The 20,565-nt window shown below is 48.8% G+C and carries 20 protein-coding genes and 1 pseudogene; 10 read left to right on the top strand and 11 right to left on the bottom strand.

What is annotated here, in order from left to right; genetic code table 11:
• The 8 genes from ytfE (at position 1) to IPJ88_00920 (ending at position 7,506) form a co-directional block, all read left to right on the top strand.
• Positions 1 to 663: an iron-sulfur cluster repair protein YtfE gene (gene ytfE, locus IPJ88_00955; protein ID QQR90353.1), complete on the top strand. Its 663-nt coding sequence runs from the start codon at positions 1 to 3 to the stop codon at positions 661 to 663.
• 184 nt (positions 664 to 847) lie between these two features.
• The gene (locus tag IPJ88_00950; GenBank protein ID QQR90352.1) at positions 848 to 1,279 is read left to right on the top strand and encodes a c-type cytochrome; all 432 of its coding nucleotides are present in this window, start codon (positions 848 to 850) and stop codon (positions 1,277 to 1,279) included.
• 11 nt (positions 1,280 to 1,290) lie between these two features.
• Entirely contained in the window at positions 1,291 to 3,258 is a 1,968-nt protein-coding gene (gene nosZ, locus IPJ88_00945; GenBank protein QQR90351.1) for a Sec-dependent nitrous-oxide reductase, read from the top strand.
• A 62-nt stretch (positions 3,259 to 3,320) separates the two neighbouring features.
• Positions 3,321 to 4,481: a nitrous oxide reductase family maturation protein NosD gene (nosD, locus tag IPJ88_00940; protein ID QQR90350.1), complete on the top strand. Its 1,161-nt coding sequence runs from the start codon at positions 3,321 to 3,323 to the stop codon at positions 4,479 to 4,481.
• 148 nt (positions 4,482 to 4,629) lie between these two features.
• Positions 4,630 to 5,526, top strand: coding sequence for an ABC transporter ATP-binding protein (locus IPJ88_00935; GenBank protein ID QQR90349.1), 897 nt, complete (start codon positions 4,630 to 4,632; stop codon positions 5,524 to 5,526).
• Positions 5,519 to 5,992: a hypothetical protein gene (locus IPJ88_00930; protein QQR90348.1), complete on the top strand. Its 474-nt coding sequence runs from the start codon at positions 5,519 to 5,521 to the stop codon at positions 5,990 to 5,992. Before IPJ88_00935 ends, IPJ88_00930 begins: the two co-directional genes overlap by 8 nt.
• A complete protein-coding gene (locus IPJ88_00925) occupies positions 5,989 to 6,828 on the top strand; it encodes an ABC transporter permease subunit (GenBank protein ID QQR90347.1) in 840 nt (279 codons plus the stop codon). The genes IPJ88_00930 and IPJ88_00925 overlap by 4 nt, the downstream gene beginning before the upstream one ends.
• A gap of 33 nt (positions 6,829 to 6,861) precedes the next feature.
• The gene (locus tag IPJ88_00920) at positions 6,862 to 7,506 is read left to right on the top strand and encodes a hypothetical protein (protein QQR90346.1); all 645 of its coding nucleotides are present in this window, start codon (positions 6,862 to 6,864) and stop codon (positions 7,504 to 7,506) included.
• Positions 7,507 to 7,526: 20 nt separating this feature from the next.
• Here IPJ88_00920 and IPJ88_00915 read toward each other — a convergent pair whose 3' ends face one another.
• The 7 genes and pseudogenes from IPJ88_00915 to IPJ88_00885 all read right to left on the bottom strand — a co-directional run bounded on the left by IPJ88_00915 (position 7,527) and on the right by IPJ88_00885 (position 15,393).
• Positions 7,527 to 8,900, bottom strand: a complete 1,374-nt coding sequence (locus tag IPJ88_00915) for a TldD/PmbA family protein (GenBank protein QQR90345.1) — start codon at positions 8,898 to 8,900, stop codon at positions 7,527 to 7,529.
• Entirely contained in the window at positions 8,897 to 10,351 is a 1,455-nt protein-coding gene (gene tldD / locus IPJ88_00910; protein ID QQR91930.1) for a metalloprotease TldD, read from the bottom strand. Before tldD ends, IPJ88_00915 begins: the two co-directional genes overlap by 4 nt.
• Positions 10,352 to 10,396: 45 nt before the next feature.
• Positions 10,397 to 11,527, bottom strand: a pseudogene (locus tag IPJ88_00905) (DegT/DnrJ/EryC1/StrS family aminotransferase).
• A gap of 11 nt (positions 11,528 to 11,538) precedes the next feature.
• Positions 11,539 to 12,021: an N-acetyltransferase gene (locus IPJ88_00900; GenBank protein QQR91929.1), complete on the bottom strand. Its 483-nt coding sequence runs from the start codon at positions 12,019 to 12,021 to the stop codon at positions 11,539 to 11,541.
• A 25-nt stretch (positions 12,022 to 12,046) separates the two neighbouring features.
• The gene (locus IPJ88_00895; GenBank protein QQR90344.1) at positions 12,047 to 13,255 is read right to left on the bottom strand and encodes a thiolase family protein; all 1,209 of its coding nucleotides are present in this window, start codon (positions 13,253 to 13,255) and stop codon (positions 12,047 to 12,049) included.
• Positions 13,256 to 13,259: 4 nt separating this feature from the next.
• Positions 13,260 to 14,372 (bottom strand): hypothetical protein, encoded by a 1,113-nt coding sequence (locus tag IPJ88_00890; protein ID QQR90343.1) that lies wholly within the window; start codon positions 14,370 to 14,372, stop codon positions 13,260 to 13,262.
• Positions 14,314 to 15,393, bottom strand: coding sequence for a response regulator (locus IPJ88_00885; GenBank protein QQR90342.1), 1,080 nt, complete (start codon positions 15,391 to 15,393; stop codon positions 14,314 to 14,316). Before IPJ88_00885 ends, IPJ88_00890 begins: the two co-directional genes overlap by 59 nt.
• Positions 15,394 to 15,533: 140 nt before the next feature.
• On the opposite strand from IPJ88_00885, the gene IPJ88_00880 reads away from it, so the two are divergent.
• A complete protein-coding gene (locus IPJ88_00880) occupies positions 15,534 to 15,908 on the top strand; it encodes an IPT/TIG domain-containing protein (protein ID QQR90341.1) in 375 nt (124 codons plus the stop codon).
• A gap of 21 nt (positions 15,909 to 15,929) precedes the next feature.
• On the opposite strand, the gene IPJ88_00875 is transcribed toward IPJ88_00880, so the two are convergent.
• The 4 genes from IPJ88_00875 to IPJ88_00860 form a co-directional block, all read right to left on the bottom strand.
• Positions 15,930 to 17,627 carry a PAS domain S-box protein gene (locus tag IPJ88_00875; GenBank protein ID QQR90340.1) on the bottom strand — a complete coding sequence of 566 codons (1,698 nt, stop codon included), beginning with the start codon at positions 17,625 to 17,627 and terminating at the stop codon, positions 15,930 to 15,932.
• A 127-nt stretch (positions 17,628 to 17,754) separates the two neighbouring features.
• Positions 17,755 to 18,594, bottom strand: coding sequence for a PAS domain S-box protein (locus tag IPJ88_00870; GenBank protein QQR90339.1), 840 nt, complete (start codon positions 18,592 to 18,594; stop codon positions 17,755 to 17,757).
• Entirely contained in the window at positions 18,533 to 18,763 is a 231-nt protein-coding gene (locus IPJ88_00865) for a PAS domain S-box protein (GenBank protein ID QQR90338.1), read from the bottom strand. The genes IPJ88_00870 and IPJ88_00865 overlap by 62 nt, the downstream gene beginning before the upstream one ends.
• 35 nt (positions 18,764 to 18,798) lie before the next feature.
• Positions 18,799 to 19,656 carry a response regulator gene (locus tag IPJ88_00860; protein ID QQR90337.1) on the bottom strand — a complete coding sequence of 286 codons (858 nt, stop codon included), beginning with the start codon at positions 19,654 to 19,656 and terminating at the stop codon, positions 18,799 to 18,801.
• 53 nt (positions 19,657 to 19,709) lie between these two features.
• Here IPJ88_00860 and IPJ88_00855 point away from each other — a divergent pair, with 53 nt between their 5' ends.
• A complete protein-coding gene (locus IPJ88_00855) occupies positions 19,710 to 20,555 on the top strand; it encodes a glutamate racemase (protein QQR90336.1) in 846 nt (281 codons plus the stop codon).
• The last annotated feature ends 10 nt before the right edge of the window (positions 20,556 to 20,565 follow it).

Here is a 20,565-nt window from a genome sequence, read left to right as displayed (position 1 = left end):
ATGAAGGATACTGAGCAGACGCTGGCTGAACTCGTCATGGCCCACCCTAGAGCGGCTAGGATCTTACATGGTTATCACCTCAATTACTGCTGCGGTGGACAGCGGTCGCTGAGCGAAGCGTGCGCCCAAAAAAAGATTGATGCTGAAGTGGTGCTTCGCGACATTGAAGCTGCCGTATTCGAGCCTGAGGATGAAACTTTTTGGGATGAGCGTCCGATGGATGAACTTATCCAGCACATCCTTGATCGCTACCATACTCCTTTGCGCAGTGAGCTACCCAGGCTGCTTGAGCTTGCAACAAAAGTTGAGCGCGTTCATGCCCAGCATGCGCACTGTCCACAAGGACTTGCTGCGTTGCTAATGGAGGCGAGGGCTTCTATCGAGATGCATTTAACAAAGGAGGAGCAAATTTTATTTCCGCTCATCGTGACGGGCCGCGGTGCCATGGCTCACATGCCGGTCCAGGTGATGATGCAGGAGCACGATGATCATGGACAGACTTTGCAGCGTATCCGCGAGCTCACCCATGATCTGAACGTTCCAGAGAAAGCTTGCACGAGCTGGCACGAGCTATACCGTGCGCTTGCAGAATTCGAGATTGAGCTGATGGACCATATCCATTTGGAAAACAACATTCTCTTCCCTCGGGCGCTAGCCGGCTGAATCAATGGAGATTGCGTAAGTAGACAGTGTCCACTTTTTTTCGGCAGCACTTTACTCTCGGTTTGTGCATGCGAAACAAAAATAGTCCGAACGATAAGTGATTCTTTGCAGTCACGCCTTGTCAGATAACTTTAATGGTGAGAAAAACAATTACTTTCGATTTCAACAAGGAGGATAGACGCATATGCATGCAAGAGAACTGCGCGGGTGGTGTCTATTGATTGGATTTGCCGCCGGTGGGTTGTTGGCAAGCGGCTGTTCTAGAAACAATCAGACGCAAGCATCTGAACAAACTCAAACAAAGAGTAGTGTAAGCGTTTCACCGGAAGCTCTTGCTCAAGCGGAGGAAATTTTCGCAACGCGTTGCACGCCTTGCCATGGAACCATGGGAAAGGGTGATGGTCCGGCCTCTAAAGGTCTAACGCCGCCGCCGCGTGATTTGACTGATCCGGAGTGGCAAAAATCTGTCACGGATGAGCATCTAGAAAAAATTATACAGTACGGAGGCGCGGCGGTGGGTAAGAGCGCTGCAATGCCACCGAATCCAGACTTGAATAGCAAAGCAGAAGTGGTCATTGCATTACGCAACAAAATTCGCGATCTGAGCGGAAAGTGAGAGGAATCGCCATGACAAAGAAGAAAAAAATAGTTGTATCTGCAATAGGCATTGCAGCGCTGGTTCTGCTGTCTTTGGGTTGGAATTGCGGGAGCGACAAGAAAAGCGCTTCTGGAGCAACGGTGGCTGAAATCATGGAAGCACGCAATCTAAGCGAAGCGGATGTGACCGCGGCTCTAAAAACCTACATGCCCACAGGCACAAAGGATGATTACTATCTTTTCGCTTCCGGGGGTCATGGAGGAAACCTTATTGTAATTGGCGTACCCAGCATGCGCATCTTGAAGTACGTGGGCGTGTTCACTCCAGAGCCTTGGCAAGGCTATGGTTATGGTGACAATACCAACGAGTTACTCAAACAAGGCTCGCGTAATGGAAAGATGCTGACCTGGGGAGATATGCATCATCCGGCGTTGAGCGAGACCAAGGGGGAATACGACGGGCAGTACATTTTTGTTAATGACAAAGCCAATCCGCGTGTTGCAGTCATCGATTTGCATGATTTTGTTACAAAACAGATTGTTGCCAGTGAATTAATTCAATCCGAGCATGGCGCCACTTTCGTGACGCCCAATACCGAGTACGTGATCGAAGCAGCGCAATATCCTGCGCCGCTTGGGGGCGGCTATGCATCGCTGGATGAGTTCAACGAAAAATACCGTGGTGCTGCCATATTTTGGAAGTTTGATCGCGAAAAAGGACGGATCATCCCAGAGAAAAGTTGGGCGGTTGAGCTCCCTCCCTACGGTCAGGATCTATCCGATGCCGGGAAACTTGCTAGCGAGGGTTGGGTATTTTTTAACTCCTTTAACGTGGAGCGCTCGTACGGTGGAAACATGGAAGGCAAACCGCCCATGGAGTCCGGAGCTTCGCAAAATGACATGGACTACCTGCATATTTTCAATTGGAAAAAAGCTGAACAAGTAGCCAAGAGTGGGAAGACCAAAACCATAGCCAAGATGCCGGTGATTTCGCTTGAAACGGCCATCCAAGAAGGTTTGCTTTATTTTGTGGGCGAGCCCAAGAGCCCTCATGGCATCGATGTGACGCCGGATGGCAAAGAGATGGTTGTTGGAGGGAAACTCGATACCCATGCCACAGTGTACAATTGGGCACAGATGATCAAACTCATTGAGTCAAAAAGTTTTGAAGGCAAAGATTCTTATGGTGTGCCTATTTTGCCCTTCAAGAAAGCCATTCGCGGACAATGTGAAATCGGTCTTGGTCCGCTGCACACTCAGTTTGACAATGAGGGCTATGCGTACACTTCGGTTTTTATCGAGTCCAAAGTGGCCAAATGGTCTCTTAAAGATCTCAAAGTCGTTGAGAAAATACCAGTGCATTACAACATAGGCCATTTGGCGACCGCTGAAGGAGATACGGTCAGTCCCGATGGGAAGTACTTGGTTGCTATGAACAAATGGGCCATCGATCGTTTTGCCAAAGTGGGGCCTTTGCATCCCCAAAACTTTCAACTGATCGACACAAGTACTGAAAACATGCAGCTGCTTTACGACTTGCCCATCCCCCTCGGGGAACCGCATTACGCACAAATGATAAAAGCCGATAAAATTAAAGCAGTGGATGTGTACAAACCCGTAGGGACCGATGTTTTATCCGGTAGGAAAGACAAATTTGCTGTTGAAGGAGGCAAAGAAGGAATCGAGCGTAAAGAAGATGGTGTGCACGTTTACATGACCGCCGTGCGTAGTCATTTCACCCCTGATATTATCCGCGTTAAGCAAGGAGACACAGTGCATTTGCACGTGACCAACGTCGAGCAAGCGCAGGATGCCACGCATGGCTTTACCATTGATTCGCACAACATACATCTTAGTCTCGAGCCTGGTAAACACTCCAACGTAACTTTCGTTGCACAAAGGGCTGGTGTATTTCCTTTCTACTGCACGGAGTTCTGTTCCGCGTTGCATCTTGAAATGGCGGGTTATTTGCTGGTCGAACCAAAAGGACAACTGTAACAAGTGAAAGGGACGATCCTTGTAGCTTTCCCTAGGGTACAGGGATCGTCTCGAGTTCGAAGGTGAAAACTCAGTCTAACATCGTGGTGTTTGTTGTTCTTTTGCTAGGACAGTGTGCATCTGAGCGTGCTGTTCAAAGACACAGCGTCTTTCATGATGCACATCCTGATAAACCATTGGCTTGCAAGGAGGTTCGTGTCGATCAGGACTTGCAGCACGTGCTCGATTCGGTTCCTAAGGGGCAAGTGCTTTGTTTAAAAGAAGGGGTTTATCCTGGTCCAATCGTGTTGAGAAAAACTGTTGTCCTTTGGGGACATGCTAAAAGCGTGATCCAATCCACTGGTCGAGGTACCACGGTGGAAATCCAAGCAGATCGTACTCATTTATTGGGTTTGACAGTGGATGGAAGTGGTGGTCGGTTTGATACCTTGGATGCTGCGATACACGTCAAAGCCAATGATGTGCGTATTGAAGGTTGCCGTGTGCAACATGCAACCTTCGGTATACTGGTTGAAAAAGTTAAACACGCCGTGATCAAGGGCAACCACGTGCTTGGAAACTCTGGCGCAGCTTTGGGTCTACGAGGCGATGGTATTCGCTTGTGGGAAGTGTATCACAGTCGCGTTGAAGACAACAAAGTGGCCCATAGCCGCGATGTCGTTGTTTGGTATTCATCAAACAATGTCCTTAAAAACAATGAAGTAACCCATGGTCGCTACGGCACGCATTTTATGTACAGCCACAGAAACAGGATCATCGGGAACCGTTATCGTAATAATGTGGTGGGAGTTTTTATTATGTATTCCAGGGACATCGCATTGCAGAGAAACGAGTTTTGGCATTCCTCGGGTGCAGCAGGGATGGGCCTTGGCATCAAAGAATCCGGTAACCTGCGCGTCAAACACAATGAATTTATAGACAACACGGTCGGTGTGTATTTAGATACTTCTCCACTTCAGATCGAGGATCAAAACGATTTTTACGATAACCGTTTCAAGTTTGGTGACGTAGCTGTGATATTTCATGGCGGCGAGCGAGCAAATACTTTCAAGGGTAATGCATTCTTTGACTATCAAACGCCCGTGCGCGTTGAAGGCGGCGGTACTGCCCTCAACACAACCTGGCGAGGCAATATGTTCGATGATTATGTGGGTTATGACATGGATGAAGATGGGGTTGGCGATATCCCCATGAGCTACGCAGCCTTTCGAATCAACTCGTAAGCACCTACCCGCAGCTTTCCTTTTTCTTCAGTACGCTGTCGTTATCGATAGTTGACTTTGTGGGGCATGCAGTGCCGTTATTGAAGCCTAAACTGGTCTTGGTCGATCCCAAGCCAAGGTTAACTCTTAGAACAAGGTAGCTGTTGCGGTGCGAATTGAACTCAAGCATATTTCAAAATCGTTTGCTGAGCATAGAGCGCTCAACGACCTTTCTCTGTGCATCGCCAAGGGCAGCAAACTTGCCCTCATTGGTCCCAACGGTTCTGGGAAAACCACCCTTGTCCGTATCGCGCTTGGACTTTTGCGTTCAAAAGGAAGTGTATGCTTCAACGGTGAGCAGCTCATAAACGGAGATCTAGAATTCACAAGGCACATTGGCTATGTCCCGCAGATTTCACCGCAACTCAAAGCACCGGTAGGCGAAATCGTCAAAAACATCTGCATGGTACGTGAAGCCCCAGTCGATGACGTTCACATCCTGGCTGCTGAACTCGGTCTTGATCTGGATGCTATTGCCACTCAGTCGTTTCGGAGCTTATCGGGTGGAATGAAACAAAAACTTGTGATTGCATTGGCGCTTTTTTCCAAACCGACCTTTATAGTGATGGACGAGCCTACCGCGAGTCTGGATTCTGGGAGTCGGCAAGCGTTTTTTAAACTTCTACCTCACTACACACGACACTCCACCATGTTGCTCTCCTCGCATCGTCTAGACGAGCTTACGCATTTGGTTGATGAGGTCGCTTTATTGCAACAGGGTAGGCTCGTGTTCAGTGGTTCGGCTCGTGTTTTCCTCGATGATCACGCTACTAGCATCGTTGAACTTCATGTGCCTCAGCACAAACATGATGAATGGCTCGCGGCGCGGGGGTTTGAACCAGCATTGGGACGATGGTGGATTTCGCGAGTAAAGCAAAAAGATAAAATAAGCCTTCTAGCCTCGACGATGAAAGAGTTAGGGAGTGATCTTGCACACCTTTATGTTCAGGATATTGAATCGGTGGAGCTTGGCCTCAATTCAAAAGAGCAGGTACAACATGAGTAATAATTCGTTAAAGAAAATTGCAGTTGCAGTGACAATCATCGTTGCCTTGTCGCTTGTTCTTTTTGTCTGGCAAGTGCAGCGAACTGTCGAAGGTCCAGTTCCAATCGCATGGGATCGGGATGTATGTGCACATTGTCGAATGCATATTAGCGATCGGCGTTTTGCGGCACAAGTGCAAAGCAACAATGCCGAGGTATTCAATTTTGACGATCCAGGTTGTTTGTTTGAGCATCTTGTTAAACAGAACATCGAAGCTCAAGCAACTTATTTTCGCGCCTATCAAGAGGATCGATGGCTAACAAAGACAAGCATTGCTTTTATTAAAGTGGACAGTTCTCCGATGGGTTATGGCCCAGCAGCAGTAAAAAGGGGATCAGCGGGATCAATGCCTTACTCAGAAGCAAACGCTATGGTTCTTAATAAACAGCACCAACCTATGCATTTTGGTGATAAGGACGCGCCGTGAAGCTTGCACTGGATTTTCGAGCCGCTTTTAATTTGGATTTGGCCGAAGCATTGCGCTCGCGTTGGGTACTGTTTTCAACATTCGTAACCTGTCTGTTAGCGGCTGTTTTTATTTTTGTAGGCATGCGGGAATCAACCGTCATGGGTTTTACTGGCATGGGTAGAGCGCTGCTTTCCTTTTCGCACACACTCTTGCTCATCCTGCCTCTGCTGGCCCTCGCAGCTACAGGCCAGGTCATGAGTCAAGCTCGGGAGGACGGCACTTTTGAGCTCTTGTTTTCTCATCCAATCACACCTTGGCGCTTTTTCGCTGCGGTGAGCGTCGTACGGTACTTGGTGATTTTTGTGCCTCTTCTTTTTTGGATGGTGGGCATGGCTGCTTACGATCATATGGCTGCATCTGGAACCATACAATGGTCCTTCTTGTTGCGCGTGTTGCTGCTTAGCGCAGCGTTGCTTTGGTGTTATGTTGCTCTTGGTCTTACGGTATCGATTTTTGTTCGCAACCAAGCACGGGCTATGATCTATTTACTATTGATCTGGGCACTGAGTGCCGCGTTTATCGATTTTGGTATTATCGCTCTTATGTTGCGATGGAAGCTTCAGCCAGAAGTCGTGTTTGTTTTGGCTGTTTTGAACCCTTTGCAGGCTGCGCGTATGGCTTTGTTGGCAGGAATCAACACCGATCTGGCAGTATTGGGGCCTGTTGGCCATTTTTTAGGTGCGCGACTCGGTGCAAGCTGGTTGTTGGTCATTGGTGTGGCATGGCCCGTTGTAGTGGGATGCGTTGCTTGGATGACCTCCTTTTGGTCGTTACGCCATGACGACCTATTGTAGTGTTGTAGCCACTTCGACCCATGGAGGATAGATATGAAGCATCCAGTAAATAAATTTTATCAGTATTTGGATCAACCATTAATTCTGCACGCTCGGTGGATACTCATCGTTCTAAGCTTGCTTATGTTGGCAAGTTTTGCTTTTCCACTCTGGAAGATACGCTTAGAAGCACCACAGTATCCGGATGGATTGTGGATGGAGATTTACGCATACACTGTCAAAGGTGGAAATGACGATCAACATATTTCGGAGATCAATACACTCAACCATTATATCGGCATGCATCCTATTGATCGCACAGCTCTTAGCGATTTGGGATGGCTTCCTTTTGCATTTGGTTTGCTGATTTTATGGGGGCTGAGGGTGGCTGTTGTGGGAACGGTACGTTCGCTTTTGGATCTATCAGCCATGACCGTGTACATCGGTCTTTTTTCGTTTGGGCGCTTTGTATATAAATTGTATTCTTTTGGTCACGATCTAGCGCCCGATGCACCTGTGACTGTTGAGCCTTTTACGCCTGCCATCATTGGCAGTAAACAGATCGCCAATTTTACAACTTACAGTTACCCTGAATTAGGAAGTGCATTTTTAGGCACTTTTGCCGTGGGTGTGATCATCCTGGCTATTTTGCATCTTATTGTTGGCCGAAAAGACGCCATTCGCGCTGACGAGGTTTAAGTTGTTTTTGCATGCAATCGTTAATCGCGGCCAGCAATGGTCATGGAGCGCACGCGGAAGGTTGGGGCAGCTATCGAGGTGTCCAGTTCAAGGTCATTGGCGATCGCATCAATGCTTTTGAGGAGCTCATCGATGTTGAGCGAGATGGTGACCTCTGAGACCGGGAAAGTTTTCTCACCGTTTTCGATCCAAAAACCGGATGCCCCTCGAGAAAAGTCACCGGTGATCGCATTGAAACCAAAGCCCATCATGTCGGTGACGTAAAGACCTTTAGGTGTCGAGGCAAGGAGTTCTTCTGCCGATTGCGAGCCCGGTTTTAGAATGAAGTTGCTGCTTGAAGGAGACACCCCACCTGAAGCGCCGCGTGAGGCGTTGGCAGTGCTTTCTTTTCCAAGCTTTCTAGCTGAATAACTATCCAGAAGATAACTTCGCAGTACTCCGTTTTCGACAATCGTATTACGACGAGAAGCCAGTCCTTCGCCATCAAAGGGTCTTGATCCAGGGGCTCGTGGTATGAGCGGATCATCAATCACGTTGACCAGTTCACTTGCGATGCGCTCGCCTTCTTTTTCGGCAAGATAGCTACTCTTACGCCATATGGCGCTGCCGTTGATACAGCTTGCCAGCAAAGACAAAATACTCCGTGCTGCATCGGGGTCAAAGACAACTGGGGCGTGCTGGGTTGCGACTTTTTGAGCTCCGAGCTTTGCAAGTGTACGTCGCGCTGCTTCCTCGCCCACCGTTTTTGCGTCTTTGAGTTCAGCAAGATGGCGTTTTGCGCTCCAGTAATAACCGGTACGCTTCTTTCCGTCGGTTTCATCAGCGACTGGACTCACAACCAGCGAAGCATAAGTGCCTTTGGAATAACCCTGAAAGCCGCCGCTTGTCACAATAGCCGAAGCGCCAGCGATGCGGCCAAAGGTGCCCCCTTCGCTGTTGGTGATTCTCGAGTCGTAATCAAAAGCAGCTTTTTCGCCAGCGGAGGCGCGTTCAATGGCTTCAGCCGTCGAAAGCTTCTGCATGCTTTCATCGAAAAGATCCAGATTGACATGCTGATCGCTTTTCGAAAGCAAAGACGCATCTGGAGGTCCTGCAAAAGGGTCTTCTTGCGCTAGTTTTGCGAGTTCGATGGCATCTTCAACCGTCCGCTTGAGACCTGCTTTGCTAAGATCGCTGGTATGCACAAGTGCAACTTGTTTTCCTAGCATGACACGCAATCCAACACCTTTAGAGCCAGCCTCTTCGACAAGTTCAGGCGCTTTCAATCGGGTTTTCGTGGAAAGGTGAGAGCTCTGATGAGAGTAAGCCTCTGCAATGTCCGCGCCTGCTTTTTTTGCTGCCTCGACCATTTGTCCTGCAAGGCCAACGAGCTCCTCTTTTGAAGCAACACTCATGATCGGGCTCCTACTTCTGTTCCGCCGACTGTAACAGCCGAGATTTTAGTGGTGGGACATCCGACCCCGACTGGAACCGATTGTCCGTCTTTTCCGCAAGTCCAGATTCCGTCGGATACCTGCATGTCGTTTCCCAACATAACCACCTTGCGCATGACATCAGGACCATTGCCGATTAGGTTTACGCCTTTAAGCGGTGCCGTAATTTTACCGTCTTCGATCAAATAAGACTCTGTTAGCGAAAAGACAAAGTCTCCATTGGAGATGTCGACCTGTCCGCCACCAAACCTCTTTGCGTAAACACCGTATTGTACGCTGCTGACTATTTCTTCTGGATCATGTGGTCCGTTTAGAAGCAAGGTGTTGGTCATGCGCGGCATCGGATGGCTTTTGAAACTTTCGCGACGTCCATTACCCGTTGCTTTGCTTTTGAAAAAAGCCGAAGAGTGTCGATCATGCATGTAACCACGCAGTACGCCTTTTTCAATCAGAAGGGCCTGCTCAGGCAGGTTTCCTTCATCATCGACGTTGATACTGCCACGTGAATTCATGAGCGTGGCGTCATCCACAACAGTACAGAGGTCGCTTGCGACTTGTTTTCCAACAGAGTCCGTGTAGTTACTGGTTTTCTTACGATTGAAATCTGCTTCGAGGCCATGCCCTACGGCTTCATGCAAAAGAACGCCGCTGTCGCCGGGAGCGAGAACGACTTGGAATTCGCCTGCGGGTGCTTCTTTGGCTTCGAGCATGGCGAGCGCGCAACGTACGGCTTCTTTGCCATGCCATTCAGGCGACTTGTCTTTGAAATAATCCAAGCCGACGCGCCCTCCGCCGCCAGAAGATCCGCTTTGACGAAGTTTACCTTTTTCAACAATAGCGCTAACGGAAAAACGCAGCAAAGGTTGAGAGTCGTGAACAAACTTTCCGTCGCTTGTGGCGATAAGAATTTCCCGAAGCTCTTCACTCAAAGAGGCTTGAACTTGAATCACTTTTGAATCAGCCGCACGAGCAGCTTCGTCTGCACGCCTGAGCAAATCTCGTTTGCTCAGGTTATCGACATCGAGGCTGAGTGTCTCAACCTTGTAGCGTTGAGGGATTGCATTTGCTTTTAGTGCAACGGAGCCAGCATATCCTCCCTCAGCAGCGATTTGAGCTGCTGTTTGAGCGGCATGTTTCATGGCTTCGAAACTGAGATCTTCAACGTAGGCATAGCCCGTCGCGTCGCCCTTCATCACGCGAACACCAAGCCCGCTCGATAAGGAACGTCCAGCTGCTTTTAAAATACCTTCATCGTAGCTGTAGCTACCGTTGACTGAAAATTCGAAATAAAGGTCAGCGTAGTCACCGCCTTTTTCTAAAGCAAAACTAAGAAGTTTTTGAGAGATGGCTTCATCGACTGGGGAGTCGCCGCCAGGAAGGAAAGAGGCGTGATATCGTTTGCTCATGGTTATCTACCTTAGCAACTCTGTAAAAGAGCACAAGTTTAATAACCCCTCTTATTGAGTGATAGAAAGCGACTCTTTGATTGCTTGAACAACAAGCTCTTGTTGTTCAAAACGAAGTTCGGGAAACATGGGTAGTGCGAGCACTTCTTTGCAAGCTTTTCAGTTTCTGGAAGTGAGTTTTCGTTGTATCCAAGGTGAGAAAAACACTGCTGAAGGTGCAAGGGCTTCGGATAGTAAACAGCGGTTCCGATGTGTTTGTTGCTAAGATGCGATTGAATACGATCACGCAAAGGTGAACGAACAACAAACTGATGATAGACCTGGCCTTCTATGGTTTCTTCTGGAAGCGTAATCTGCTCAGTGCTAATCCCATGTTTCGCAAAGAGGTCGCGATAGTTGCTTGCGATTTTTTTTCGAGCATTGATCCATTCCGCAAGGAAGGCGAGTTTGCAATCTAAAAAAGGCTGCTTGAAGAGCGTCGAGACGAAAGTTTCCGCCAAGGGTAAGATGATAGTATTTGGGAGATGCCCCATGAGCACGCAGCAGCCGTACCTTGTCTGCAAGGGTTGGATTGTTTGTGCTGACAAGTCCGCCGTCACCAAGAGCTCCAAGGTTTTTGGTGGGGAAAAAAGAAAAGCATGCAAGATCACTCAAAGCGCCGACGGGGCTTTCTGAATCAAGTTTGGCTCCGATGGCTTGTGCTGCATCCTCAATGACAAAGAGCTTGTGCTTTTTTGCCACGGCATTGATGGCAGACATCTCACAAGGACGTCCGTACAGATGAACAGCAATGATGGCTTTTGTTTGGCTCGTAATTGCCGCTTCGATCAAACTCGGATCAATATTGTAGCTGTGCTCATCGATATCAACAAAAACAGGAACTGCCCCTAAACGAGCAATGCAGCCAGCGGTCGCGAAAAAAGAGAAGGATGGCGTGATGACTTCGTCTCCTTGACCGATTCCGAGCGCCATTAAGGAAACAAGCAAAGCGTCACTGCCACTCGAGACGCCTATCGCGTGATTAACTCCTATAAAGCTTGCAATGTTCTTTTCAAAAGCGGCGACTTCATCGCCCAAGATAAATTGACCAGAATGCAGTACGCGATCAAAAGCTTTTTTGAGTAAAGGCTCAAGCTTTTGGTGTTGTTCGCTCAAATCAAATAAAGGAATAATCTCAGGCATGTTCGTGGTATTTAGCTTTTTGCGGGCGGCGTGTCACGTCGTTTTCCTTCACGATCGACCCAGCCGAGCTGTTTTGCTGGCACGCCCATCACCAGAGCAAAGTCAGGCACTGAATGTGTGACGACGGAGCCGGCTCCAATCATGGCGTAATGCCCAATGTTGTTGCCGCAAACGATGGTGGCATTAGCGCCGATTGTTGCGCCGACTCGAATACGAGTTTCTGAAAAAGACTGCTTTTGTTCAACAAAACTTCGGGGCAACAGCACATTTGTGAATACGCAACTCGGACCCAAAAACACATCGTCCTCAATGACTACCCCTGAATAGACGGAAACGTTGTTTTGAATTTTGACGCCATTGCCAATCTGAACGTCTCTACCAATGAAAACATTTTGTCCCAAGATGCAACCATCGCCGATCCGAGCGCCTTCTGAGACATGAGAAAAGTGCCAGATCTTTGTCCCTTTGCCGATATGAGCGTGTAGATCGACAATGGCGCTTTGATGAACAAAAAATCGCTCATTGTGCTTTCTCCAAAATCATGGCCATCCCTTGTCCGACGCCGACACAAAGGGTGGCAAGGCCGTAGCGGATGTCGTGTTCTTGCATGGCATGCGCCAAAGTCACGACGATGCGTGCACCGGAGCATCCGATAGGATGGCCCAATGCGATGGCGCCACCTTTGATGTTTACCTTGTTGGGATCAAGCCCAAGCTCTGTGATACAAGCCAAGGCTTGCACAGCAAAAGCTTCGTTCAGTTCGATGAGCCCGATGTCTTTGACGGATAGTCCTGTGCGCTCGAGAACTTTTCGTGTAGCGGGAATCGGGCCGGTGCCCATAACACTTGGGTCAACCCCCGCGACAGCCCAGCCTACGATACGAGCCAAAGGTTTAATGTTGTTTTTCTTAGCCCAGTTTTCCGAGCCTATGACAAGAGCAGCTGCTCCATCGTTGAGTGGTGATGAGTTTCCGGCGGTAACGCTGCCACCTTCCCTAAACACAGGCTTTAGGGCTGCAAGCTTTTCGACAGTGCTGTTTGGACGAATGCATTCATCTTTTTGAAAAAGAACTTCAGTATTGCTTTTCTTCCCGGTAATGATGGGAACAGGGATAACTTCATTTTTGAAAAGCCCCTTATCCCAAGCTTGTGTTGCACGAAGGTGACTCTGATGTGCGAAATTATCTTGGGCCTCGCGCTTAATAGTAAAACGTTCGGCAACATTTTCAGCTGTCTGCCCCATCGATTCCAAAGGGATACGTTTCGCCATCTGGGGATTTGAAAAGCGCCAACCAATGGTTGAATCAAACACAACGGGGGCTGTGCGTGAAAATCCTTCGGATGCTTTGCTCATCACGAAAGGAGCACGTGTCATGGACTCGATTCCTCCAGCGGCGGTTAAATCAAAATCACCGCAACGAATGCCGCGTGCGACGCTGACAATGGCGTCCATGCCTGAGCCACAAAGACGGTTGTGGGTTGAGCCAGTAACTTCAAAAGGTAAATCAGCCAACAAGGCAGCCATGCGGCCCACGTTGCGGTTGTCTTCTCCTGCTTGGTTGGTTGCTCCAAAGCAGACTTCTTGGATTGCGTTGCGACTTTCCGGGACGCGCTCCAGTGCAGCTCGGAGCACGAGTGCTGCCATGTCGTCAGGTCGGACGTTTGTCAGGCCACCTCGGAATTTGCCAATTGGCGTCCGTACCGCACTAAGAATCACAGGCTGGTTCATGGTTTCACCTTAACATACGGCGGCACTCGTTAGCCAAACTTCCTTTTCCATGACTGGCACATAAACGGTAGGCTTCATTGGCTCCTGAGCGATCCCCGAGCGATTGTCGAGCCGCTCCCAATGTTAGCCAAGCTTTGGAGTTTGTCGCATCTGCTGTAACCGCTTGGGCTGCAAATTCAACTGCCTTTTTATAGTCTTTTGCCTCGTAGTAGACAAGGGCCAAGGGGGTGAGGGCTCGTTGTTCAGTCGGCTCGAATTCGATGATCTTTAGATAGAGCTCGATTGCACGTTCAGGGTTTCGGTAACGCTGGTTGTTGGCTTGGCGAAGAAGCTTGCTCAATTCAGTGGGACTAAGCGTGCTTGTCGAGTCTTGATCCTGTTTTTCGACCAAGGCTTGTGGTTGAGCTTCAGGGCTATCGCTGCTCGTTACTTGCGCTTGCTCGATAACGATTTGCTCAGACTTTGAATCCTCTTCTCTTTTTTCGCGTTCTTCTAGTTTCTTGTCGACGATGTTGGACGCTTCAATAACGACTTGCTTATTCGGCGTAGTACTTTCAGTGGCTTGAACAGAAGGTTGATTGGGGCCATCCGCTGGAGCATAGAAGTAAAGCATGACAGCAGCGATGACGGAACATACTGTGACAATGCTAAAAACGATGGTTAACTTTGAGTTTTTCTTTTCCTCTGGAAGATCAAAATCTTCATCTTGTGCCCGTGAAACAAAGACTTGGGGCTCGTCGCTGTGTGGTACAAAAGGCCTTGTGATAGATGCGGAGTGCGCATAGCTCACTGTGTTCTCTTCCGGCTCGACGATGTCTTGGGGAGGAAAAAAAGGCTCGGTTTCAGGAACATCTTTCGGACTGGAATCCGATGGCTCAAGCGGGATGTCATATGCAGTGAGTTGCCGTTGAATGCTGGGTGACGAATTTTCGTCGCGTGGCAAAGCTGGTGGTGGTGGTGGCGGGCGATGCGGCGTTGTGTGTGGAGGCGGAGGACGTGTTGTTACGCTTTCATGTTCATTGGAAACAGCGATAGCACCTTCGACAATTTTGATGGACTCATAGGGAAGATCCTGAGTCGTGTTTCCGGTGCTCGCGTCTAGGCCTAGTTTGTTCATTTCTGGGCCAGGAATCCAAGCAGGGGGTCATTTCGTCAAAAACCGCCAGTGATTCGGTTTCTGGTTCGGTCAGTATTTCAAAAAATTGCTCTTCAAACAGACGCGCGATCATGCCCAACGCAGTTAAGTCGTCTCCTGCGCAATCGTCGATCACTCGTAAAATCGATCGTTTTCCGTCAAACAAGCGAAGTACAGCGTTCACCTCGTCCGGCAGTTCGCCCAAACGATCAGCGATCTTCGTTACGTTTAGTTTTAATATACTTTGAAAACTTGGTAATCGTTCAGCAAAAGAATTCCATTCGATAGCTCGACGTTGCCCCTCTTTCACTAGTCCATGTGTGGTGATAGCGATTTCATCCGGTCGCTGCACTTCACGAAATTGCACAAGGTAGCTTCCCTCTTGCATGAGCATCATTCGGTAGATGGCCTTTTCTCTGTTGAGCGTTGCGATACCAGCGTCGATGAGAGAGCCGTCTCTAAAATAAATAACACCTCGATCGTGTTTGTTGCTGAGGGTGAGTACACCAGTTTTTTGAGTCGCACTTATGGCAACAAGTAAATCATTGACGGAATTGGTTTTGAGGGAACCCGATACCGCGTCGGAAGCTTCACGTAGTTTATTGCGAAGTTGATGTTGTCTTTTTTGAACCAGGGATTCTTTCACCGTTTTTACAATTTCCTCTATAGGTCTTGATTTATCCAGGAAATCATCTGCTTGAAGCTCCAAGCTACGCATTTTCTGGGCGGGTGAATAGTTCTTTGTAAGAAAAACGAAAGGGAGCGATGCATAGCGGTCAGCGCTTCGAAGCTGTTGCAGAAGGTTGAAACCCGAGCCGTGACCGAGCTCAACCTCAGAGACCACAATATCGGGCGCCCGTTGTTCAATACGGGATAGGGCTGCGTCCTGCTCGGTGTTTATCTCAACCAAGAATCCAGCTGATCGGAGTTTTTCCGTCAGTTGGGCGGCGTAGCTCTGGTCTGGATCCACGATAATGATGCGTTGATGCTCCACTGCTTCCAAGTATACCTGATTTTCAAAATACTTCCGGTATTGTAACTATGCCCGGACCTGGCTAAGGTACGTCGCAAGGGGCCGTCGTCAATTGCCGACTGGAGCCAAATTCGGAGGGGCCCATGGGGCAGCAATCTGGGGAGGAATTTATGAGACTGCTGAGCGGTATGATGTGCGGATTATTACTTATGGCTTGCGGGGGCGCGGCTGAGGCCACAGTAAAAGGCATCGACCCTAGCAGCGGACCGACGGATGGCGATCAACCGGTTCGAATCATGGGATCCAATTTTAGCTCAGATACCGGCTACACCGTGTATTTCGGTAAGGAAAAGTCTGATTCTGTAACCCTTATCAACGACAAGACCATTGTTGCCGTCTCGCCCAGGATTAACCAGGAAGGCGCTGTGGACGTCACAATTTATTCCGATGATGGAGCGGCCTTTCGTATAAAGGACGGGTATCGCTATATTATCCCCTCCAAGGGAACGACGAGCAATACCGAATCAAAGAAACTGCGGTACTAGAGCCTGATAAATCGGAATGTCTCATCCGGTAGCTCCTCCGGGAAGTAGAAGTACAAAAGTTGTGCCTTTTCCTTCTTGAGACTGCACGTTAATCTTTCCGTTGTGTTGCTCGACAATGTTGCGAGCGATGCTCAGGCCAAGACCTGTCCCTTCGCCCTCCGTTTTGGTCGTAAAGAAAGGCTCGAAGATTCTTCCGAGGTTTTCCGTGCTGATTCCAATCCCGTTGTCTTCTATTTCTATCTGAACATTGTTTTTTTCATTGAGTCGAGTACGTATGACCAGAAGGCCTTGATCATCGGAAGTAGCGTGACAAGCGTTTGTGATTAGATTGATGAATACTTGATGCAGCTGTGACGCTATTGCGAAGACACCAGAAACATCAGTGCTGTAGTTTCTCTGTATAGTGACACCACGATCTGCTACAAGGTGATCACAAAAGACAATGGCTTGATCAAGTATGTCGTGAATTGAAACAAGTTTAGGTTCCGCAGTAGATGGACGTGCGTAGATAGCCAGATCGCGTGTAAACCTTAAGATACGTTCCGCGCTCTGCGAAATCCGTTCAAGACGATCAACATCCTTGGGGTCAATTTTTGAGTTCCTCGCCTTTTTTAGAAGGTAGTCGCTATAAACCGATATGCTTGTGAGGGGATTGTTTAACTCATGGACGACGCCGGCGGCGAGTTGCCCCAATGTAGCGAGCTTTTCGGCTTGGATCATTTGCTCCTCGAGCTCACGCAACTCTGTGACATCACGACCGATGCATATGACGCCTTCAACTTGTCCTTCAGGGTTAAGCACCGAAGCAATGTTTAGCGCTAGTCTCGCGAAACTATGGTTGTGTCGATGAATTCGAAGCTCGAAGTTGCTTGTTGGCACGCCGCGTAGAGCATTGATGAAAACGGGTAAGAGCCTTGCGCGTTCTGTTTCTGGGCTAAGTTCCACAAAATCCATGTTGAGCACGGATTCTTTGCTTTGCCCTATGAGGTTCAAAAAAGCTCTGTTTGCTACTTTGATGCGACGGTGCTTTCCGATTACAACAATCGGTGCATTCGCGTGCTCCAAAAGCTTTGCCAAGTAGTTACGCAAGTAGAGCGATTCGTGCAAATAGCGAGCGTTACGAAGCTGGTTTGCAAAAGGCCTTGCAAACTGTCGTATGATATCGCGATCCTCCGCGAGGATAGGCACCTTAGGTGAGTATTCAACGTTGAGGATTCCAAGAATTCTGTCTTTGATGACCAAAGGCACTTCAAAGCCGAAAGCGTCTTCATCAAAGATAGGTACGTAGTGGTCGGTCAGTTCCAACGAGCCGCTGTGGTCGGATTCGGCCATGATGTTTTGCAACTTGTGATATTCGACACTCTCTTTGCTTAAGTAGATTTTTTCCTTGGCCGCCGGAAAAATCGAGCCAGTGGAAACGATAAGCGAAAGATCCAGTTCATCGAAATCAATTAAGCGAACAGCAAAACGTCGTGCAGGAAAAAGATGTTTCAAGATATCGAAAAAGCGTCGTACGAGCTGATCTTCATCGGTGCGTGACGAAGTTTCACTCGCAAAAGCTAAAACCGCTTCAAGTACTTCCTCCGTGCTAGGCGATGTAAGGTTTGTGCTGTCATCACTCAGCTCGTCTGGGTGGCTTTCCACAACGGCGTCTTTTCGAAAAGGTGTAAAGCCTTTCAGTAGGGAAGTCAGCGTTTCGTGGCTTTTGCGTTCGGTCATCGTGAGGGTCCTGCTCGGTGGGTTCGTTTGTGGCGCGATCAAGATCAAGAATGCGTTGTTGACCAACGTAAGATTTCGTTTCGTAGTTTGTAATCTTTCCAATTTTTTGACGATGTCTGCCATGCGCTCAACTTCCGGAAACGATGGTATTGGCTGCATTGCGATCTTTGGTGTTCTCAGGCGTCATGCGTTGAAGCCATTGTCCGTGGGCCATGATACTCATGAGTGGTTGGTTGAGTTCATGCGCGGCCGTTCCTGCGAGTTCAGCGAGCAAAGCCTGCTTTTCGGTTTTCTCTAGTTGTTGTTGAGCCTCTGCCAAACGCTCTTCGATGAGTACGCGTTCGCGCAAATCGCGATAGATCCCAAAAAAAGCGGTCACTTCCCCTTTTTCCTTGATGGCTGCTGCAGAAAGAGACACGGGTATAATGGTGCCATTTTTATCCTTGAGTTTTAGGCGTGTTGCTTCAAGTCTTCCCACCCCTCCGTGAGCCTCAGAATCCAAGAGCGCACAAACACGTTCAAACTCTCCTTCAGTATACAGGTCTGAGACCAGAAGATCCTCACGGGCCTCGTTTTCAGAGTACCGGGTTGCGCGGCAAGCCGCTTGATTAAATAGAATGACTTTTCTGTTTACGTCCCAAGCAATAATGGCATCCGTTGACGCTTGAATCAGCGATTCTAAAAATTCCTTAGTCTGAACTAGCTCGCTAGCTATGTGACGTTCTTCAGTGACATCACGGAAAGTACACAACACAACCCCTTCGCTGTCTTGCAACGGTGCAAAGGAGGCGTTAACGATGAGCGCTTGGCCGTCTTTGCGGAAAAGCTTTAGATCAATGTTTTGCGGGAAACGTCCTGCTGAGAAACCAACCCATATTTTGTAGGCCCATTCAAGGTCAGTCGGATCAATAAAACGTCCGAGCTTTTCTTTTAAAAAGGTTACCGCCCGACATCCCGACGATTTCATGCGCACGTGGATTGGCAAATAAAAGTTGCCCGTTGGTGTCTGTTGCAACCATGCCGTCTGCGGCTGATGCAAAAAGGTCGGCGTACATGCTAAGGGATTTGAGGCGCTTTTCTGTTTCGATTTGTGCGTAGCTTAGTGTGCGGGTGCGGTCGAGCAACGATTGCATCACGCGTGCGTTACGCAGCGCTACGGAGGTAGCGTTTGCTACGGTTTGACAAAATTTACACGCTCGTCAAAACAAATTGGTTCGCTCGTGGAACGCAGTATAAGCGCGGCTAGGGGGCGTTCTTTCCAAGCAATAGGTAGCACCGTAATTGATGTGACTTGTGTATCGCGCATCTTTTCACGACAACTTTCAAAAAGTTCGTGTTCCAAAGGATCGTCAATCGTTATAATCGTATTGGTTTTTAGGACATGGTGTATTTCTGGATAGTTGCGTAGATCCAGCGGAAGGTTTCGAATGGATGCGGTTCCGCTTGAAGCGACGACGAATGCATCATTAGAGCTTTCAGAATCTGGAGCGGCTACAATGGATACACGATCAGCTTTAGTAGCTTCCGCCACTCTCGATACAACCAGTTGTAAGTTGTCCCGAAGCGAGCGCGACGAAGAGAGGCGTTGTGTAAGCTCAAGTAATATTTCGGCATCTTTTTGTTTCTGAGCAGCCTCTTTTTGTGCCTTTCGCATGTGTCCAATACTATGAATGCGCGCCAAAAGTTCCGGAGCGCGTAAAGGCTTTCGGAGAAATTCGTCGGCACCAGCTTCAAAGGCTGTAATAATTTCCACTTCGTCGGCGTGTTCAAGTTTTGAAGCGACCATGATCACAGGCATGTGAGCTGTGTCATCGTTGCGTGCCCGTAGCTCCTTCAACCAACGCAGTCCGCTTTCGGATTCGGGAGCTTGCTCCAAAAGCAAAAGACCGAATTGCTGTTGAGCCAAAACAGCGGTTGCTTCGTCAATGTTTTCGGTACAAAGTACCCCGAAACCGGCTTCGCTCAGGATATGCTCGAGCCAGCGCCGGGTTTCGGCATCATGGTCTATAACGAGGATCCGGGTTAACACTAAGACTAGTATTCCACAGGCAGGTCATGTAGACCAGGAAACGGAAAAATACAGTGTCAGAAGAGCAGCCTAACAATAAGCAAAGGCAAAATGCCTGTATCGGAATCTTTGATTCTGGTTTTGGTGGGCTTACCGTGCTTCGTGCCATCGCGGAGCGCTTTCCCAATGAGGACTTGCTCTATCTTGGCGATACTGCTCGGGTTCCTTACGGCACACGTACACCGAGAACTGTATTAAGGTATGCCGAGCGCTGCGCTGCGCACCTCGCGAGGGAGCAAATCAAGCTTTTAGTCGTAGCGTGCAATACCGTAAGTGCTGTGGCGTTGGACGATCTGTCCTTGAGTTTGGACATGCCTGTGCTCGGAGTCATCCATCCTGGGGCACAACAAGCGGTTCGGCAAAGTAAGCAAGGGCGTATTGGTATTTTGGCGACGGCTGGAACGGTTGCTTCGGGAGCCTACGTTCGTGCGGTAGCTGCTTGCAGTTCCCGCGCGGAAGTGTTTGCCGAAAAAGCCCCATTGCTTGTGCCGCTGGTTGAAGAAGGTTGGCTTGAAGGAGAGCTCCCTGAGCTGGCTATTCGGCGCTACCTTGAACCTTTGGTAAAACAGGACATCGATACGCTGCTACTTGGCTGCACGCACTATCCCGTACTTCATCAAAGCATCGAAACGCAGCTTACTAAGATGGCAGGACGTCATCTAAATGTGATTGACAGCGGGGCTGCTGCCGCAGAAGCCCTCTTTGAAATCATGAGTCAGCGTGGTTTACAGAACACCAAAACAGACAAAGGCGCGTTGCGTATTCATTTAAGCGATTTGCCGGGTGATTTCGAAGAACGCTTGAATCGCTTTTTTGGAAAGGCATTGCAGCCTAGTAGCGTGACACAAATCGATCTTTAACTTGGAGCAA

It is taken from the genome of Myxococcales bacterium (genome assembly GCA_016699535.1).
In the GTDB taxonomy this organism is placed as follows: Bacteria; Myxococcota_A; Polyangia; order Polyangiales.
The sequence above is the reverse complement of the archived record's forward strand: the minus strand, read 5'-3'. Positions and strand labels throughout refer to the sequence as shown.

Excerpts from the sequence above, each read along its gene's own strand:
- ytfE (QQR90353.1), top strand. The coding sequence starts at position 1 with ATGAAGGATACTGAGCAGACGCTGGCTGAACTCGTCATGGCCCACCCT.
- IPJ88_00950 (QQR90352.1), top strand. The coding sequence starts at position 848 with ATGCATGCAAGAGAACTGCGCGGGTGGTGTCTATTGATTGGATTTGCC.
- nosZ (QQR90351.1), top strand. The coding sequence starts at position 1,291 with ATGACAAAGAAGAAAAAAATAGTTGTATCTGCAATAGGCATTGCAGCG.
- IPJ88_00930 (QQR90348.1), top strand. The coding sequence starts at position 5,519 with ATGAGTAATAATTCGTTAAAGAAAATTGCAGTTGCAGTGACAATCATC.
- IPJ88_00920 (QQR90346.1), top strand. The coding sequence starts at position 6,862 with ATGAAGCATCCAGTAAATAAATTTTATCAGTATTTGGATCAACCATTA.
- IPJ88_00915 (QQR90345.1), bottom strand. The coding sequence starts at position 8,900 with ATGAGTGTTGCTTCAAAAGAGGAGCTCGTTGGCCTTGCAGGACAAATG.
- IPJ88_00895 (QQR90344.1), bottom strand. The coding sequence starts at position 13,255 with ATGAACCAGCCTGTGATTCTTAGTGCGGTACGGACGCCAATTGGCAAA.
- IPJ88_00890 (QQR90343.1), bottom strand. The coding sequence starts at position 14,372 with ATGAACAAACTAGGCCTAGACGCGAGCACCGGAAACACGACTCAGGAT.
- IPJ88_00880 (QQR90341.1), top strand. The coding sequence starts at position 15,534 with ATGAGACTGCTGAGCGGTATGATGTGCGGATTATTACTTATGGCTTGC.
- IPJ88_00875 (QQR90340.1), bottom strand. The coding sequence starts at position 17,627 with ATGACCGAACGCAAAAGCCACGAAACGCTGACTTCCCTACTGAAAGGC.
- IPJ88_00870 (QQR90339.1), bottom strand. The coding sequence starts at position 18,594 with ATGAAATCGTCGGGATGTCGGGCGGTAACCTTTTTAAAAGAAAAGCTC.